A 14,566-nucleotide genomic window follows, 5' to 3' on the forward strand; every position below is an offset into this window, starting at 1 on the left:
TCGCAATGGTGCATATCCTGTTTTTGGATATTATACTTCCAACCTTCTTTTTTCGTCAACCTTCGATTTTGTTCGCCCTCACGGGAGGCTTATCGCCCTACTGCTCGCGCCCTACTCTACTCCTTCAAGCTTACTCGCACCTGTCCCCAAACGAGCTTGCCGTCCCGTACGCGGCCCTCCCACCAGCTGCCGTCCGCCGGCTGCTGGAACAGCACTTCGAGTCGTCCGTCGCCATCGGCGTCCCAGACGCGGAAAGGCCGGCCATCGTCCAGCGCGCCGAATGCGCAGCTGTCGCCAGCCGTGTGCCACACCAGTTCGGTCCCTTCCACGCGCCCGAACTGCCAAGCGCCGTCAGCCGGCACATATCGCAGCATCTCGTCGTCTTCCCGCTCGAAGCGCCCATTCCAGAAGGACAGCCCTTCGGCGAACCGGCCTTGACCTTCCCAATTCTGATACCAACGGTCGATCATGCCGTGAATGTTGTAGAACAGCGTGCTGCGCGGCGCGACGTCAAAGTCGAACATATCGGAGTCGCCGTACAGCTCGCCCGCACCCTGATGGATGCATCCGTGCAAGCCCGAGCCTTCGATGAGCCGACCGAGCTCCTCTACCGACCGGATCGTCTGCGGCTGGTACAGGATGCGCGCTTCGACTTGCTGATTGTAGCAACGCGACTGCCGGATCGGCTCCGGCACCGCATTCCAAGGCGCAACGAGCGCAGGGTCGTAGCCTTGCTGGTTGTACCAGGCTATCGCCTTGCGAATATAGTTGCGATGGAACTGCAAGAAAGCCTGACCGTATCCCGGCGGCAATTTCGAAGGATCGTTTACGTGATTGGCATGATGCCAGTTCATATGCTCATCCAGCAGCGCCTGCGGAAAATTCGGTATCGTCGGCACGGCCACCGCTCCCCTCATCCCGGATGCCCGCCTCAATGGGCGGGCGGCCCTTGTTGCTGCCAGTATATGGGGAAGATGGGCATCGGGTGCCTATAGCCTTTTCCGAAGGATCAGGGTCACTCGATGATCTCGATGCGGCGGAGGCGCCAGATACGGTACAGATGCGTCACGACGACCTTGAGCAGCGCGTAGGTCGGCACGGCGACGAACATGCCGAGCAGGCCGAACAAGCTGCCTACGCAGAGGAGCACGATGATGATCGTGAGCGGATGGATATCGAGCTTCTTGCCCATGATCTGCGGCGACAGCAGCCGGTCCTCGATCTGCTGGGCGATGAGGATGACGATGATCGTCTCGACGACCTTCCAGGGAGAGTCAATGAAGGCCACGATAACGCTCGGCACCGCCCCGATCAGGACGCCGACGTATGGAATGACGTTGAGGAACGTGAACACGATCGCGAGCAACAGCGCGTACGGCAGCCCGATGATGAGATAGCCGATGAGCATCAGGATGCCGAGGCCGAGACTGACGAGGATCTTCCCCTGGATATAGGCGCTGAGGGCGTTGTCCATCTCCAGCATAATTTGTCTCGCTTCTTCGTCATGCTTGTCGGGCACGAGCCGTATGATGAATTCAGGTACCTTGTTCCCCGTTTTCAGCATGTAGTAGGCGATAAAAGGAACCGTCGACAGCAGCAGCACGATATTCGAGACGAACCCGATGATGCTGTTGAACGCGTTGCCGGTGTTGGAGATGACGCCGTTCACCAAATCGGGAATCTTGGCGGTGAGGTCGATCTGATGATCCTTCAAGTATTTGGCGGCCCATTCGTTCTGCTGGAGCTTCGCGACTTGCTGTTCGGCGAGCTTCACGAGCTCGGGCAGATTGGCCATAAGGCTGTCGATCTGGCTCTTGAAGATCGGACCGATCAGCATGATGATGAACACGATCAACGCGGCCAACGCCAAATAGACGATGCCGATGGCGAGCGGACGGTTCAGCCGCTGCTTCTCCAGCAGATTCACGACCGGACGGAGCAGATAGTACATGATGACCGAGAGCAGCATCGGCAGCAGCAGCGTCTCGATGACCGTTAGGAACGGACGGAAGATAAAATTGACTTTGGAGGCGAGGAAGATGATCAGGAGTACGACGATGATGCCGTATCCGATACGGAAATACTTGCCCTGCGGCATGACGTTCACCCGGCTTTCAAATTGGTTACCTCTTTAGATATAACCTTCGCCGGATACTTGGAAACTCCTGTCGACCAAAATAGACCCGAAACATTTCAGGCGTACAATCGTATGTATAGATGCGTTCAATGCCATGGACTGGGGGTACGCGCGGATGAGCAAATCCATATTTACGGTCGGGCTTTCGGCTTACGGGGCCTTCGCCAAGGTCAGAGACAACCACAACGCCGAACTGGTGCACGACGAGTATCACGATCTGGGAGACGGACGGGGCATCGGGACGTTGGTTTTCGAAAAATATTATTTCCGCACGAGCAACCGGGCGGCGCTCGTCGTGATCATGGACAATCTGCGCGGAGAGACGGAAGTGCGGGCGGTGGCGACCGGCAGCTCCGAGGGTTTGTTTTTCAACCTCGACTGGGGCGCGGGCGGCAACTTCGTCCGCAGCGTATCCGACATCTTAGAGGATGATATCACGGGCTGGCGGGACGAGGAATAATTGGCGAGTTTAGATCCAATTGACGAAATGAAGCGCAATAGAGAAAAGCTCCCGAGGGACATTCGACCTTCCGGGAGCCTTTTGGCGTGGTGATTCCTATATCGGCAGCAAGTCTGCGGCTTCAACGATTGCGAGAGCGGAATGTCACTCCAGCGGCAGACCGGCGGCCTTGCGAATCTCGTTGGCAAGCCGGTTGAACTCATCTTTGTCTTGCTGATTGATCGCTGCGAACCAAGCGGCCGACAGGAACTTGATAATCTTGTTCGCGTCATCTGCGGTCATCGTGACATCCCCCTCCCCGCTCGTATTCCACCAGCCCTCGTTACCGAACGAATGGTTCAGATCGACGGCGACGCCGCCCACTTTGACGTTGTTCTGATATTGATAAATATTGGCGCGGCTGCTCTGCTTGCCCCCGCTCCAGGCGTAGGACTGCCAGAAATGCCGGCAAGCTCCGCGCTTCGCCATCTCTTCGATAACGGCGTACGAGCCGTACAACCCGGTCTGATAGCCCGGAATCTGGGCCGACGCCGCTCTCAGATAGGCTTCGATCGCGTTGTAGTCCGAAGGCGACGCATCATAGTCGGCGGCGAAGTAGATCGTGCTGCCGAGCGGCTGGCTGACGCTGCGCGCTTCTTTGTAGGCGGCAGCGCCGTCGCTCTGCCCCGCCGGAGCGCCGCCCTCCGGACGGTTCGCGGACGTCTCGAACACCGAGACGATCTGCATGCCGGCCGCGGTGATGGCTTGCGCTTCGGACAGGGAGAGGCGCTTCCAGCCATAGCTGTCCGGCACCAGGTAGCGCGCGGCGAACTTGTAGCCGGCGTCCGCGATCGCCTTCGCCGTCTGCGCGGTGAGCGGCGCGGAGCAGTCGATGCCTCGGGTCGTCATCGCTTCCTTGCCTCCCTTCTGCTCACGCTAGCTTGAGATAGAATATTCAGGAAGGCGGTACGCCGGTGCATCCGCGATGCGGCTCTTTGGGCCGAGCGTGGATTTAGTTGGTCGATGGGAACGATCTATGGGAGTGGTTAAGGCGATGTGGTCGATGAAGCAGGCAGTACGATTAGGTAGATAGGTGCATTTGAGTTCGCGGTGCGATGAAGTCGACGGGCGCGCGCTAAGGCCGACAGGTGAGATGAAATCCCGAGTATGCGATGGCCAACTGGTGCGATTATTGACCAGGCAGTCCGGCGGCCGCCCGCACTTCGTTCGCGAGGCGGTTGAATTCCGCCCGGCCAGCGGGCGTCACGGCAGCCCACCACCCGGCCGAGAGAAAGCGGACGAGCTTCTCCGCATCCGCTTCAGAGATCTGGTACGGCGCAGGCGTCGTCGGGCCAGCAGGATCGGGCGATCGCGACTGATCATACGCGTACAGGTGATAATCGTCCATCAGTTTGATGAGTTTATCTGCGTACTTCGGATCCGTCGCATACCCGGCGGCCGCTACCGCCTTGGCGGCTTTCCTCCCATCGGTGCGCAGGACGCCCGCATACCTGCGGTTCTGAAGCAGAACCGAGTGATCGGCGATCGATTCGTTCCAGCCCCGGTAGGCGCGGAAGGTCGCCGGCATCTGCACATACTGGCCGTTCACGTACTCGGTCGTCGACATCGTGATGCTCCCTGCGGGACCGGCGCCCTTCATGCCGAAGAGATTGTTCGCTTGCCGCGTCAGGCCGCTCGTGCCCCAGTTCGATTCGAGCGCCGCCTGCGCGATCGTCAAGGATGCCGGAACGCCAGTGCGCAGTTGGTCCGCCTGCACGGCAGGCGCGATCTGCATGATGAACCCGTTGGGGTCGGGCATGCGCTACTCCCCCTTTTCCAAAGTGTGCTTGTCATTATCGTATGCTTGGACGCCTAAGGCGCGGAACGGCGCGTGTCCCATGGTATTCAGCTAATCGGGAGGTTGGCCGTCCTTCGAGTTGGCCGAGGCGCCGGGCGGGTTGACCGCCTTGTGCTGCATCTGCCCCGCCGCGGCCGCCACCAGGAAGCCATTCGCCAGCGACAGCAGGTAGAGCCGCCAGTCCCGCCCATTCGCGCCAGCTGCCAGTTGAGCTATGACCAGGATAAGCGTGGCTACCCCAACCGCGAACAGGTCGGTCGGCAGCTTCGCCGCCACGCGGTCCAGATAGTTCTTGGTATATTGCACGACAAAAAAAGTCAGTAAAGAAGCGCCCCCCATCGTGGAGAGCGCCTCCCAGGTGAACAGTTGGCTGGGTTCCATCAGGGTGCCACCACCTTCCAGAGGAGACCGATGGCGGTCATGAACAGCCCGATGACCGTCAGCGTCGTGCCGATCAGCCAGCGCTGTCCCGCCCGCCTCTTCTCGTTCTCGCTGTCGATCCGGGCGTTGAGCGCCCGGACCTCGTGTTCGTAATGCTTGGCCGCTTCGTCAAGTCGACGGCTCTGTTCGTCGATCTGACGATTCACCGTGCGCGTCGACTGCAGCGACTCCTTCGCGGTTTCCCGCGCTTCCTCGGCCATCTTTTTGACTTCGTTGATGTTGTCGATCTTCGTCTCGACCCGGACCATGCGTTCCCGAATCTCGGACAAGACTTCCTCGCTAGACATTAGCCTCACCTCCATGAGGTTGAAGAAGGCCCCGCCGTTCAGCGATAGTTACGGTTATTCGACGGGTTGGAGCGGCTGTCCGTCTGTGCCGAACCCCATACCGGTCAGTTCGGCCTCCACGGACGGCTGGATCGTCGCCGGAACCTGCGCGAATGCGCGGCGGCCCGCTAGAATGAGAGATACGTATACGGATGCGATTGCCAAGGGTACGGCCTCCTTTGTTTGAGATGTTAAAGGTAATCAAAGGGACATTGCTGCAGGATGATTATGCCCTCTCCGGCTTGGCAAGCAGCATCTCATAAAGTTCAGCTACAGCTTCCATGAGGGTGAGATTGTCATCCCTTGCGATGACCAGCTGTGTCATAGCGTCGTCGAGGTCTGATACGAGCTTCTCGATTTGCTGCTGCGGCGATTCAGGTTGCGGAGCATTGCGGATGGCTTCGATTTCCTCTGCAGAAAGACCTTCAACCCATCGGGATTCCACGAAGTCCCATTTGGGCAGGAACAGACCCTCGGGGACGCGTTCGGCAATGGTGTATCCGGTGATTTGGAGTTCTTCGGGCTTTTCGTCTATTTCAACTAGCCCTTGGGCCTCGTAAACTGGGCTTGCTCCGAAGAAGTCGTCTGAGACAATGATAGGTCCCACATATATGCCTTCATTGTTAATGATGATAGCCTCTTTCATGAATCAACCCTCCGTCCTAAAAGTCAGCCCCTCTAAAGAAAGCCAAACGTTGCGAATTCCAAAACCAATGTTAAGGGTTCCATCTGTAAATATATTTAACGTGCCGGCGTAGGCTGACATTCCATCGCTTGAAATTACGGGCAATGCTGTACTGGCTGCTGGAATATACCCCTTTGGCAATCGTAGAAGTACTTTTCCACTTTCCGTATTTCCGGCCTTTATTAGCCCTCTCAGATGCACAATACCTAGATCATCTTTATAATATCCTACAGATGAAAAATAACTCTCATTAACCCACCCGTTAAGCAACGTGGGAGCTATCCATTGTGGTTGCTGCTTTTGTGCCTTCGTTGATTGAAGTGTAGAAATAATGGAATTAACGGAACTAATACCGCTTGATAAGATATCGACTGTTCCCTTAAGGTTGTAGGCACATTGTCCAGTAATGTTTACTGGAGCAATACCAAGTGCATGCCGTTCTTTAGTGAGGTATGTTACTGAGTACATAGCCTCTCTATTAATAGGAGAAAGGGCTTCCCCATATACATAATCCTCCCCATTCAAGACAAGTGGTCCTTTTTGAACCCACTTAAAATCTCTAAAATCGTTTTGGAAGAAAGTCAAGAACCTTTCTGGCCGATATTTCGTTCGGCTAGGTGGACTTGCATTAATGGCGTTAACGTAACGGTCACCAAAAACTTGAGCAAACTCTCTTACAACAATGCCTGTGCCAACCTCAATCTGATTGGGTCCCTCATGCATTACCAGATCGCCTTCATAATTAATAGGTTCATCCGTAGATTGTGCAAGTTGGTAAATCAATCGATAAGGAGTGAAGTAACCTTTCGGCCCATATCCCGGAGCATAATCTGTCGGCAGTATAGTTGTACCGCCAATCATATTACCTGGAGTAGGTGATCCGCTGTACCAGGATGCTCTATATGCCCATCCCTTTGTACCCGAGTCATTGTATTTTTGACTGGCATCTCCGGTTGCAAAATTGTACATTACCCAGCCGTTAAAATATGCTTTGATTTCCTCTGCACTTGGTTTAAAGTTGTCGCCCCAACCGGAATCTGCTGCGGGAATTGAGACATAAAATGTGCCATCACCAGAGAGAGCAAATGAGTCTGCATTTAACGTTGTATCCAAATTTGGAATGGACTTTCCATCATATTTCACTAAGGAAGCCTTACCTGCAACATATGCCTCTAGGAAAGGTGCTGCCGTAAATTTCACCCTTTTAAAACCACTATAATTATCTAGTGCCCAAGAAACAGAAATAGAACCATCTAACAAAGTTTCACGGAATCTTCGTACAACTCGTGGTCGGCCTTGTCCATCGGAATATAATTGATCTGCAACAGTCCCGTCCAGGTTAGAACGAAGGTTAACATCAGGAAGGCTCAAACGGGATGGAAGTTGTGGATAAAAGCTTTGCACGGAGGCTCCAATATTAAGTATTGGGTCTTCCCATACAAAAGTTCCAATCTCGGAATCAATCAAAAAGGTTTCAATAATAATATATTTTGTAGTCGAGCTAGTGATAAACGTATCTTTACCTGATATATCCTTAATTCGCGAGTATGATTTACCATCAAAAGATTCATATATGCGCATTCTGGCTCCACCGGAATTAAGCGAATACGTTGTACTAGGAACAACTGATATTTGAGGAGAACTAGACGACTCAGCTACTGCATTACCTGTCTTTGTATGAGACAGTTTATAATTATCGATGATTAAGGCATTAAAATTAATTCGTTGCCACTCCGTGAATGGCGGCAATAAATTACGACCAGGATTGTCCACATAAACCGCATTAACATGCTTTATATCATCCACATACGGATACATTGCAGCAATCTGTGAAGTAATCATTCCATCTAATGTTGCATATTCGCTGGCAGAAATTTCGAAAACCCGAGCTCCATCGAAGTTTGCCGTTTGTCCAGGAATCCCAGAAATTCCAAACACCATTGTACAATTTGAATAAGTCGATATAGGTGCATACGCTCGCCAAGCAGGATTAAACTTATCTGTCGAAGTTATCGTATTTATTCCTTTTGAAGCGGAAGGGCCATTAAAAATATAAAAACTACCATTTGTTGCACTTCCGTTTTTAATATCCACAATCGCGACGTAATACTTCCCTGCATTCATAGTAAAAGCTGAAGAAGCTATCTGTCCGGTGCTCCCACTAGTGAAACCTGTGTTGATCGTCAATCTAATACTGTTTATACCTAACGTTTTATTTGTTGAGTCGAGGGCTTGAGAAACTTGATAGACCCCCCACTTACTCAACTCCTCACAATTCCCATCCCGCCCCAGCAAATTCACCAACGTCCGCCCTGACATCCTAATCGAATCCACCCGCGATGTCCGGCTAGCGTTGTACACATTCACGCCAGGCTTTAGCGTGATCGTTGTCGGCGGGGTCGACGCGAGAACCTCGTCCTCCAGTGTGGCCAGACTTGTCGCAGGCGGCGTATACCAATCTTTCTCGCCTGTAACGGCGCGAAGCTGCGCCCCCATCTTGGACAAGAGATTCGTAGGCGTGTCTGTATCGGTAGAGCCGACGGCCACCGAATCGTCTATCGTCCGTTTACCGATTACGGCATCCGTTGCGGCGCCTGGCCCCGTCTTCTGAACGAAGGTCAACGCCGTCGTCCCCAATGTAACCACGCCCGTGTTGGACATGACCCAGCCTGTGCCGGCGTTTACGCTCCCTTCCGCGACATAGACGGAAATTCCGGATGCGATCTTGCCCGAGCTATCCGCGTCTGCCGCCCGGGTCCAAGCACCGGATGAAGCCGTGTATACGCCGTTCTCGCTGCCGGTCGTCTGATTCTTCACCAAGACGCGTTCTCCGCCTGCTAGCACGACACCGTCGACCGTCAGCAACCCGGACAACATGATGTTAGAAGTCGTTGCCGCCCTCACATCAGCGCGAACACCGACCATACCTAGCGCGGCATCGATTTTGTCCCAGTTATCGTTCATCATGGTCTGAATATTGAATGTATCCGCACCGTCCGTGACGGGATTTTTCTTCAGCAAGTTCAAGATGGTCGTGAAGATCGCCATGACTGCCCCTCCCTACGCATCCAGGAACGGCGCGAAGTCCGTTAGCGGATGGTTCTGAATTTGTTGGATCGTCATCTTCTGGACCTCGGAGATGTTCAGATAACGATAAGCGAACTGTACTGCGAGATGAGCGGGCTTGATCGCCTCGATCGCCGACTTCAGATCGTCGAGATTCGGAGGCAGCCCTAGCGTGTCGATGAAGCGAACCGTGAACCGGTACAAAGACGGCTCCTCCACGACGTCGATCGATCCGCGATCATAAGATTGGGCCACCGTATGGAGCAACTCAACCGTAACCGTTCCCGTACCGCGAATCTTGGACATCAACAAGCTGCGGCGTTGGCTGATCGGCTTCGTGATATCCGTAGGAATCGCTAGCTCTTGCTCCCATATGTCCAATCCCCACGTCGCAGAATTGACGAAGAATTGATTCAACGTATCCTCTACAGCCAGCCGAAGATCGTCCAACTCCGTTCCCTGAGCGTTTAACAGAGACTGCATGACCAGAGAAGTCGCATAGTAACCCGGAAGATAATCGAGCATGGCTGCCCCCCGGGTGCTCAACGCTGTATTAGCCACTTACGTTCACCGTCCCGACGACCCCGACCTCGCCAAGCCGCATCGTAACGTTACCTACGCCGCCGTTTACCTTGAGGTCCGTGAAATCCACGATCGACGGCACATCCAGCAGGATGCCGATAATGCGGGAATAGCGCACCGCCGTATCCGAGAAAGCAAGCTGCTTCAGATAATCCCGAAGCGCGAATTGAATAGCCGTCGATGCCTCTTCCACCGTCGCCCCCGCCTTCAACGTCAGCAGAGCGCTCACGTTAATCGGCACTTCTGTCGCCGCGGCGACTGTCACGCTGGCTCCGATCGGCGCCTTGCCTTCGCCCTGACCGGCGCTAGGCGCGATATAGTTCTGCACTGCCGTCACGATAGAGGCGTTCGGCGCGCGCTTGTCCGAGCCGAGCACGAACAGCTTAACCGTTCCCGGTCCGTTCCACAAAGGCTGAACCTGCGCGCCGCCGACGCTTTCCACCTGCAGCGCCCACTGCACGTAGTCCGATTTGTTACCGCTCGTCCCCGGGCTGCGCACCTTCAGCAGATAGCGCTCCAGCAAGGACTCGTCGCTTTCCACATCCGCCCCGCCGGACATTCCCGCTTCGTTGCTCACGCCCGTAATTCCCGGCACGGAAGTCACCAGCAAGGTGATCGCGCCGGCTGGCACGTTGCCTACCGTCCCTGCGTCCACAGCCGCCACGTTCGCGGTTCCCTGCCCTTGCGAATCAAGCGTCAACGTCTGCTCTCCCGTCACCTCAAACTCGACAGAAGGCGAGCTGGTGACCGGATCCGCAGCCGTAGCTACCCGCGTCCCCTTTGGCACGTCGGTACCGGCCGCCCCCAGCAGCTTCACTTGCCCCGTCGCCTTTACCGCCGGACGCCGAGTGATGCCATGCTCCTCGCACCTAGCATCCAGATAGGGTCCGAATGTCGTAGAGGCGAAGCCCCGACGCAACACTTCCTTCGCCCAACCGGCCGACAGGAACAGCTCGTAAGCCGCCGGCGCGAGCGAATCCCAGATATACGAACCCTCCGAACGATCCACGTCGGATGGAATGCGTCCCAACATGCGCTGAAGAATCGCTTCTTCCGTCTGTTCCGCCAAATAATCCGGCAATCCCGCCATTACCGATTCACCACGCTTCCTTGTAGAGTCCCCGACTCATCCCGAACGCTCGTAACTTCACAGCTGAAGTTGCAGCGGTCGCCATCCCACTGGAACGAGAAGCCGCTGACCGCCGCGGTCCGCGGGTCCGTCATGAGCGTCTCCGTAGAGATCCGCTGAATCTCGCTCTCCGTCGCGGCGCGGGACAAACCGAGCCCGATATAATCCTCGTATTCCTGACCGTAGTCGCGAGAGTAAGCCAGATACCGGTACCGCTCGGTCATGAGCGCCTTCTTGCACCATTCGAGCCAAGCGTCTCGACCTTCCGAAGCGGCGATTTTGCCTGTAGGCGTCAGCACGAACTCTCCCCGTTCGAAGTCGAACCGCCAGCTTCTGCCAAATACGGGCTCGGTGCTCAGTTCATCTTGCTCCATTTCTACCTGGATCTCTTGCGTCGGAAATAGATTAGCCACCTCGACTCACCACCCTGCATACGACCACCGCATAATTGCCCGCGTTTACCGGAATAGCTAGGACGCGATCTCCGACACGAAGACCGGTCTGCAACTGCTCGGAAACGAGGTAATCGGGAATCTCGTGCTTGAACGAATCTAGCTTCAAGCCGGCATTCGTAATGACGCCAAGCTCTGCTGGCAGTCCGGACACCGCCTGGGTCGCGATTCGGCTGAAGCGGCTTTCGAGCGTCGAGGCGAGTTTCTTGAACGGATCAGGCACACCAATCCCTCCTGACTTTGGCTTCTTTAGCCAGTTCTAGCTGCATTTGCCCGGGCTCTCCGAGTTGGTGCCGCACGTTCGTCACGAACAGCTCCATTCCATTCAGCTTGACCCGGTCTCCCGCTCGCAGCGTATTGATATCGGGCGCGTTGACCGAGAATGTCTCCTGCATCCCGAGCAGCGTTCGATTGGCCGCTTCCCGGGCCTGCTGCGCCGTCTCGATCTTGCAATCCTGAAGCACTTTCTGAAGCGTGCCGTACTTGTCGGTTTCACCTTTCACCACGGCCAGCACGGGAGACAAGCTCGTATCTCCTCCTTGGCTGCCCAGCACCTTCACTTGGGTAACGGCTCCTTCAAGCGTCCGTTTTTGCGTCGTGTCTTGCACGTACTCCAGCTCCCAAACTTTTGCGTTGTTCCCCAGCTTCGCCAGCTCCAAGCCGTTCGGCGTCATACGCGGCCGATAGAGGTCCCCGCCCTTATCGGCGGTCTCCTTCAAATCTTCCATCATCATGGAAAAAATGGACTGGCTGCGCTTGACGCTCCTGGCTAACACAATCTTCGTATCCGGCACGTTGCCGATCGGGATGTCCCAGGATTGCGCGTATTGGCGGAGCCGTTGGGAGGCGGTCTGTCCGGTAGGCAGGAGCAGTTCGTCTTCCGACTTGGCCAGGTAGATCGTGCGATCGTAGACGGTCACCGAGAGATGCTTGGTGCCGTTGTTCGAGCTCTCGCACTCCCAGACGACGCCCGGATTCAGCAGGTAAGACATCTGACTTCCGCCGTAAGCAATGCCGGAAACACGAATCTCCTGCCCCGGCGTAATGATCGGCAGATCGGACGCTACGGCGAGCCGGATATTCGCCCGATAGGCGATCTCCTCCAGCGAATCTTCCAACGAGATTTCTTCCACGAAATGCTTGAGATAGTACTTGTTCGCGTAAACGACTTCGTAGCTCATGGCATCACCAGCTTTTGTCCGGGTGCGACGCGGTTCGGATCTTTGCCGATCAGCGCCTTGTTTTTCTCGTAAATGGCGCTCCACTTCGCGCTGCTGCCCAGCTCCCGTTTGGCAATGGCCGTCAACGTATCTCCGCTGCGAACGTTGTATACCTTCGGTACCTGCTTCGTGTCCGTCCGAGGAGACGCCGCTCCGACGGGAAGCGTGGTTCGCGTTTTCAACTCACGCCAAGTACGAAAGGTAATGTCGAAGTAGACATCGCCCGGTTCTCCTCCGCGCAGCGTGGTAGAATGACTGGAGATAAAGACCAACACGTTGATGCCGGTCTCCGTGATCAGGAGCTGCACCGGTTTCTTGCTATCCATGTAGGTGGTCAGCAGGTTCATGGCCTCGACCGGATTGGGCGTTGCCGCCTGTTCGTCGAAAGGATGAACCAACGGAAAAAACGAGGAGAAAGAAATCTCCTTAATCTTCGCGCCTTGCGCAAAATCCACTTCATCCAGTGCGAGAATATTCGTCGTCTCGAATTGCTTGTCCCGCCGAATCGAGACCTCCTCCGGGTTGACCGGAAACTGGAATCGGTTTTTCGTGGCGGGATCAATGAGATAGAATTCCACGGCTGCCTCACCCTCTCTCCGAGAAACTCTTTAAAGGGCTAAGCCCTGTTTTCCATGGCCTGCTTCATCGAAGCGGCCAGCTTGGCCCCAATGTCGCGGGCAATCGCATCGTAGTCCAGGTTGTTTTCTTTGACCGTAATTTGTACGGCACCTGTCGGAATTTGGATCGAGGGTGGTGGAGGCTGCGGAGTAGGCGCCGGTGCCGAAGGCGATTTGGCCGGTGCCGAAGGCGATTTGGCCGGTGCGGTTGCGATTGCAGCGCCCATTAAGATCCCTTGTGCTCCTCCAGTCAAGTTCATGGGTCCAGAGGTAGCGTCAGGCTCTGGCAAACTTACGGGATCCTTCTTCTTTTTCTTCTTTCCCAGGAATCTACCAGTGAGCCCGCCGACAAAATCGCCGATTGCGCTGCCGCCCATTCCTCCAAGCGCGCCGCCGATGATGCCGCCGATCGCCGTCCCGACGACTGGAATGATCGATCCTATGGCTGCTCCAGCTGCCGCTCCCGCCGCTGCACCACCCCACCCGCCGGCCACGCTGCCAACGGCTTTGGCGCGTTCGGTACCGTTACTTGCCGTAGCAATTTGTGCCACGTCGGACACGATACCCAAGGGTTTGGATAGCTTGCCTAGGAATTTGGAGGTTTTGAGCATCCCCTTGCCGAGCGGTGACGAACCGGCTAGCAAGGCATTGTCCAAAAGCTTGGAGCCGAAACTTTTTGTTTTCCCTACCATCCTACTTACACTGGGCTCAGCTTTCACGGATGACTCAGGAGAAACGACGGATAACACATTTCCATCGGCGCCATAGATTTTTTTTGGCGTGTCAGGCACGGATTGATTTCCAGTAATAATTTTGGCAGCCGCTGTTGATTCTGTTGCAGGACTTTTCGCTAACTTTTCTTCTACCCCAGAGAACTGCTCTACCGCTTTATTTTTTGGTAAAAACCTTTGCAGCAATGATGGTTTCTTTGTCACCTCAGTCTGGAGCTGTGGGGAGGGATAATAACCATTACCATCTGCTCGTAGGATACCACTGTGTGTAGCAGCCGGATTTGGTGCAGCCCTGCCGCCAACATGTCCATTTCCTCCTGGTGAAGCTTTCGACCTTCTAGAGGGCAAATCTGACAGTTTATTAGATATATATCCCGAAAGTACTGATGAACCGAAATCGACTATCTTTTCCTTCCAGTCAATTCCCTGTTTACTATTACTATTCTCACAACAACAATCCGTTTTTCCGGTGTTACTACTGCCTCCGAGGAGTTCAGCGTTAAGAGTTGCTCTGTTCAATGCTCTTTGAACTTTAAGCGCAATACCGCTAGCATCAAACCTGTCCGTAAAGCTGGCGCTGAAAGCCTGCCCCGCGTCTTTGCCGCTCTTGACGATGGCCGAATAATCGCTCATCTGCGCCCTCACCGACACCACCCAAGCCTTCTTGGTCAACGACTCCAGGCTCGTCCGGATCTTCCTCAGCGGCTCGCAAAGGCAGTCGCTCAGTTTGACGATCGGCGTGATGCGGATCCGGCTCAGCCGCTCCGCCCGCTGCTGCAGCTTCTCCATGTACTTGTCCATCGCCTGGAGCGCCGTCTCCGTCTGCTTGAACCCGTCGGCATCGATGACGAAGTCGACGCCCGCAATCTTCATATCCGCCATA

General features: G+C 55.2%; 17 protein-coding genes. 1 reads left to right on the forward strand and 16 read right to left on the reverse strand.

The annotated features are described in order from the left end of the window. Positions 1 to 116: 116 nt before the first annotated feature. Complete coding sequence (locus tag H7C19_RS27800) at positions 117 to 917, reverse strand: tyrosinase family protein (protein ID WP_185672350.1); 801 nt, start codon at positions 915 to 917, stop codon at positions 117 to 119. 98 nt (positions 918 to 1,015) lie between these two features. Further along, positions 1,016 to 2,098: an AI-2E family transporter gene (locus H7C19_RS27805; protein ID WP_185672351.1), complete on the reverse strand. Its 1,083-nt coding sequence runs from the start codon at positions 2,096 to 2,098 to the stop codon at positions 1,016 to 1,018. Positions 2,099 to 2,252: 154 nt separating this feature from the next. Between H7C19_RS27805 and H7C19_RS27810 the strand changes: the two genes are divergently transcribed. After that, a complete protein-coding gene (locus H7C19_RS27810; RefSeq protein WP_185672352.1) occupies positions 2,253 to 2,597 on the forward strand; it encodes a DUF6054 family protein in 345 nt (114 codons plus the stop codon). A gap of 144 nt (positions 2,598 to 2,741) precedes the next feature. On the opposite strand, the gene H7C19_RS27815 is transcribed toward H7C19_RS27810, so the two are convergent. From H7C19_RS27815 to H7C19_RS27880, 14 genes are all read right to left on the reverse strand, one after another. Continuing rightward, positions 2,742 to 3,485 carry a DUF1906 domain-containing protein gene (locus H7C19_RS27815; RefSeq protein ID WP_185672353.1) on the reverse strand — a complete coding sequence of 248 codons (744 nt, stop codon included), beginning with the start codon at positions 3,483 to 3,485 and terminating at the stop codon, positions 2,742 to 2,744. 280 nt (positions 3,486 to 3,765) lie between these two features. Further along, positions 3,766 to 4,395, reverse strand: a complete 630-nt coding sequence (locus H7C19_RS27820; RefSeq protein WP_185672354.1) for a glycoside hydrolase family 73 protein — start codon at positions 4,393 to 4,395, stop codon at positions 3,766 to 3,768. Between the two features lie 90 nt (positions 4,396 to 4,485). Continuing rightward, positions 4,486 to 4,815 carry a hypothetical protein gene (locus tag H7C19_RS27825; protein ID WP_185672355.1) on the reverse strand — a complete coding sequence of 110 codons (330 nt, stop codon included), beginning with the start codon at positions 4,813 to 4,815 and terminating at the stop codon, positions 4,486 to 4,488. Continuing rightward, positions 4,815 to 5,162 carry a hypothetical protein gene (locus tag H7C19_RS27830; protein ID WP_185672356.1) on the reverse strand — a complete coding sequence of 116 codons (348 nt, stop codon included), beginning with the start codon at positions 5,160 to 5,162 and terminating at the stop codon, positions 4,815 to 4,817. Before H7C19_RS27830 ends, H7C19_RS27825 begins: the two co-directional genes overlap by 1 nt. A 54-nt stretch (positions 5,163 to 5,216) precedes the next feature. Beyond that, complete coding sequence (locus H7C19_RS27835) at positions 5,217 to 5,366, reverse strand: CD1375 family protein (protein WP_185672357.1); 150 nt, start codon at positions 5,364 to 5,366, stop codon at positions 5,217 to 5,219. Between the two features lie 61 nt (positions 5,367 to 5,427). Then, the gene (locus H7C19_RS27840) at positions 5,428 to 5,847 is read right to left on the reverse strand and encodes a YomQ N-terminal domain-containing protein (protein WP_185672358.1); all 420 of its coding nucleotides are present in this window, start codon (positions 5,845 to 5,847) and stop codon (positions 5,428 to 5,430) included. Positions 5,848 to 5,850: 3 nt separating this feature from the next. Then, positions 5,851 to 8,934 (reverse strand): hypothetical protein, encoded by a 3,084-nt coding sequence (locus H7C19_RS27845; RefSeq protein ID WP_185672359.1) that lies wholly within the window; start codon positions 8,932 to 8,934, stop codon positions 5,851 to 5,853. 12 nt (positions 8,935 to 8,946) lie between these two features. After that, positions 8,947 to 9,477 (reverse strand): YmfQ family protein, encoded by a 531-nt coding sequence (locus H7C19_RS27850; protein WP_185672360.1) that lies wholly within the window; start codon positions 9,475 to 9,477, stop codon positions 8,947 to 8,949. A gap of 28 nt (positions 9,478 to 9,505) precedes the next feature. Then, positions 9,506 to 10,624: a baseplate J/gp47 family protein gene (locus H7C19_RS27855; protein ID WP_185672361.1), complete on the reverse strand. Its 1,119-nt coding sequence runs from the start codon at positions 10,622 to 10,624 to the stop codon at positions 9,506 to 9,508. Next, positions 10,624 to 11,076 carry a DUF2634 domain-containing protein gene (locus H7C19_RS27860; protein ID WP_185672362.1) on the reverse strand — a complete coding sequence of 151 codons (453 nt, stop codon included), beginning with the start codon at positions 11,074 to 11,076 and terminating at the stop codon, positions 10,624 to 10,626. Before H7C19_RS27860 ends, H7C19_RS27855 begins: the two co-directional genes overlap by 1 nt. Further along, on the reverse strand, positions 11,069 to 11,338 hold the full coding sequence (locus H7C19_RS27865; protein ID WP_185672363.1) for a hypothetical protein: 270 nt from the start codon (positions 11,336 to 11,338) through the stop codon (positions 11,069 to 11,071). Before H7C19_RS27865 ends, H7C19_RS27860 begins: the two co-directional genes overlap by 8 nt. Next, positions 11,331 to 12,296: an XkdQ/YqbQ family protein gene (locus H7C19_RS27870; RefSeq protein WP_185672364.1), complete on the reverse strand. Its 966-nt coding sequence runs from the start codon at positions 12,294 to 12,296 to the stop codon at positions 11,331 to 11,333. The genes H7C19_RS27865 and H7C19_RS27870 overlap by 8 nt, the downstream gene beginning before the upstream one ends. Continuing rightward, positions 12,293 to 12,913, reverse strand: a complete 621-nt coding sequence (locus H7C19_RS27875; protein ID WP_185672365.1) for a LysM peptidoglycan-binding domain-containing protein — start codon at positions 12,911 to 12,913, stop codon at positions 12,293 to 12,295. The genes H7C19_RS27870 and H7C19_RS27875 overlap by 4 nt, the downstream gene beginning before the upstream one ends. A 38-nt stretch (positions 12,914 to 12,951) precedes the next feature. Continuing rightward, positions 12,952 to 14,565, reverse strand: coding sequence for a hypothetical protein (locus H7C19_RS27880; RefSeq protein ID WP_185672366.1), 1,614 nt, complete (start codon positions 14,563 to 14,565; stop codon positions 12,952 to 12,954). Position 14,566 lies beyond the last annotated feature (1 nt).

Source organism: Cohnella nanjingensis, from assembly GCF_014212125.1.
Classification (GTDB): Bacteria; Bacillota; Bacilli; order Paenibacillales; family Paenibacillaceae; genus Cohnella; species Cohnella nanjingensis.

What these genes read in the sequence shown, in the direction of transcription:
- H7C19_RS27800 (WP_185672350.1), bottom strand. Translation starts at nt 917, where the DNA reads ATGAGGGGAGCGGTGGCCGTGCCGACGATACCGAATTTTCCGCAGGCG.
- H7C19_RS27805 (WP_185672351.1), bottom strand. Translation starts at nt 2,098, where the DNA reads ATGCCGCAGGGCAAGTATTTCCGTATCGGATACGGCATCATCGTCGTA.
- H7C19_RS27810 (WP_185672352.1), top strand. Translation starts at nt 2,253, where the DNA reads ATGAGCAAATCCATATTTACGGTCGGGCTTTCGGCTTACGGGGCCTTC.
- H7C19_RS27815 (WP_185672353.1), bottom strand. Translation starts at nt 3,485, where the DNA reads ATGACGACCCGAGGCATCGACTGCTCCGCGCCGCTCACCGCGCAGACG.
- H7C19_RS27820 (WP_185672354.1), bottom strand. Translation starts at nt 4,395, where the DNA reads ATGCCCGACCCCAACGGGTTCATCATGCAGATCGCGCCTGCCGTGCAG.
- H7C19_RS27825 (WP_185672355.1), bottom strand. Translation starts at nt 4,815, where the DNA reads ATGGAACCCAGCCAACTGTTCACCTGGGAGGCGCTCTCCACGATGGGG.
- H7C19_RS27830 (WP_185672356.1), bottom strand. Translation starts at nt 5,162, where the DNA reads ATGTCTAGCGAGGAAGTCTTGTCCGAGATTCGGGAACGCATGGTCCGG.
- H7C19_RS27840 (WP_185672358.1), bottom strand. Translation starts at nt 5,847, where the DNA reads ATGAAAGAGGCTATCATCATTAACAATGAAGGCATATATGTGGGACCT.
- H7C19_RS27845 (WP_185672359.1), bottom strand. Translation starts at nt 8,934, where the DNA reads ATGGCGATCTTCACGACCATCTTGAACTTGCTGAAGAAAAATCCCGTC.
- H7C19_RS27850 (WP_185672360.1), bottom strand. Translation starts at nt 9,477, where the DNA reads ATGCTCGATTATCTTCCGGGTTACTATGCGACTTCTCTGGTCATGCAG.
- H7C19_RS27855 (WP_185672361.1), bottom strand. Translation starts at nt 10,624, where the DNA reads ATGGCGGGATTGCCGGATTATTTGGCGGAACAGACGGAAGAAGCGATT.
- H7C19_RS27870 (WP_185672364.1), bottom strand. Translation starts at nt 12,296, where the DNA reads ATGAGCTACGAAGTCGTTTACGCGAACAAGTACTATCTCAAGCATTTC.
- H7C19_RS27880 (WP_185672366.1), bottom strand. Translation starts at nt 14,565, where the DNA reads ATGGCGGATATGAAGATTGCGGGCGTCGACTTCGTCATCGATGCCGAC.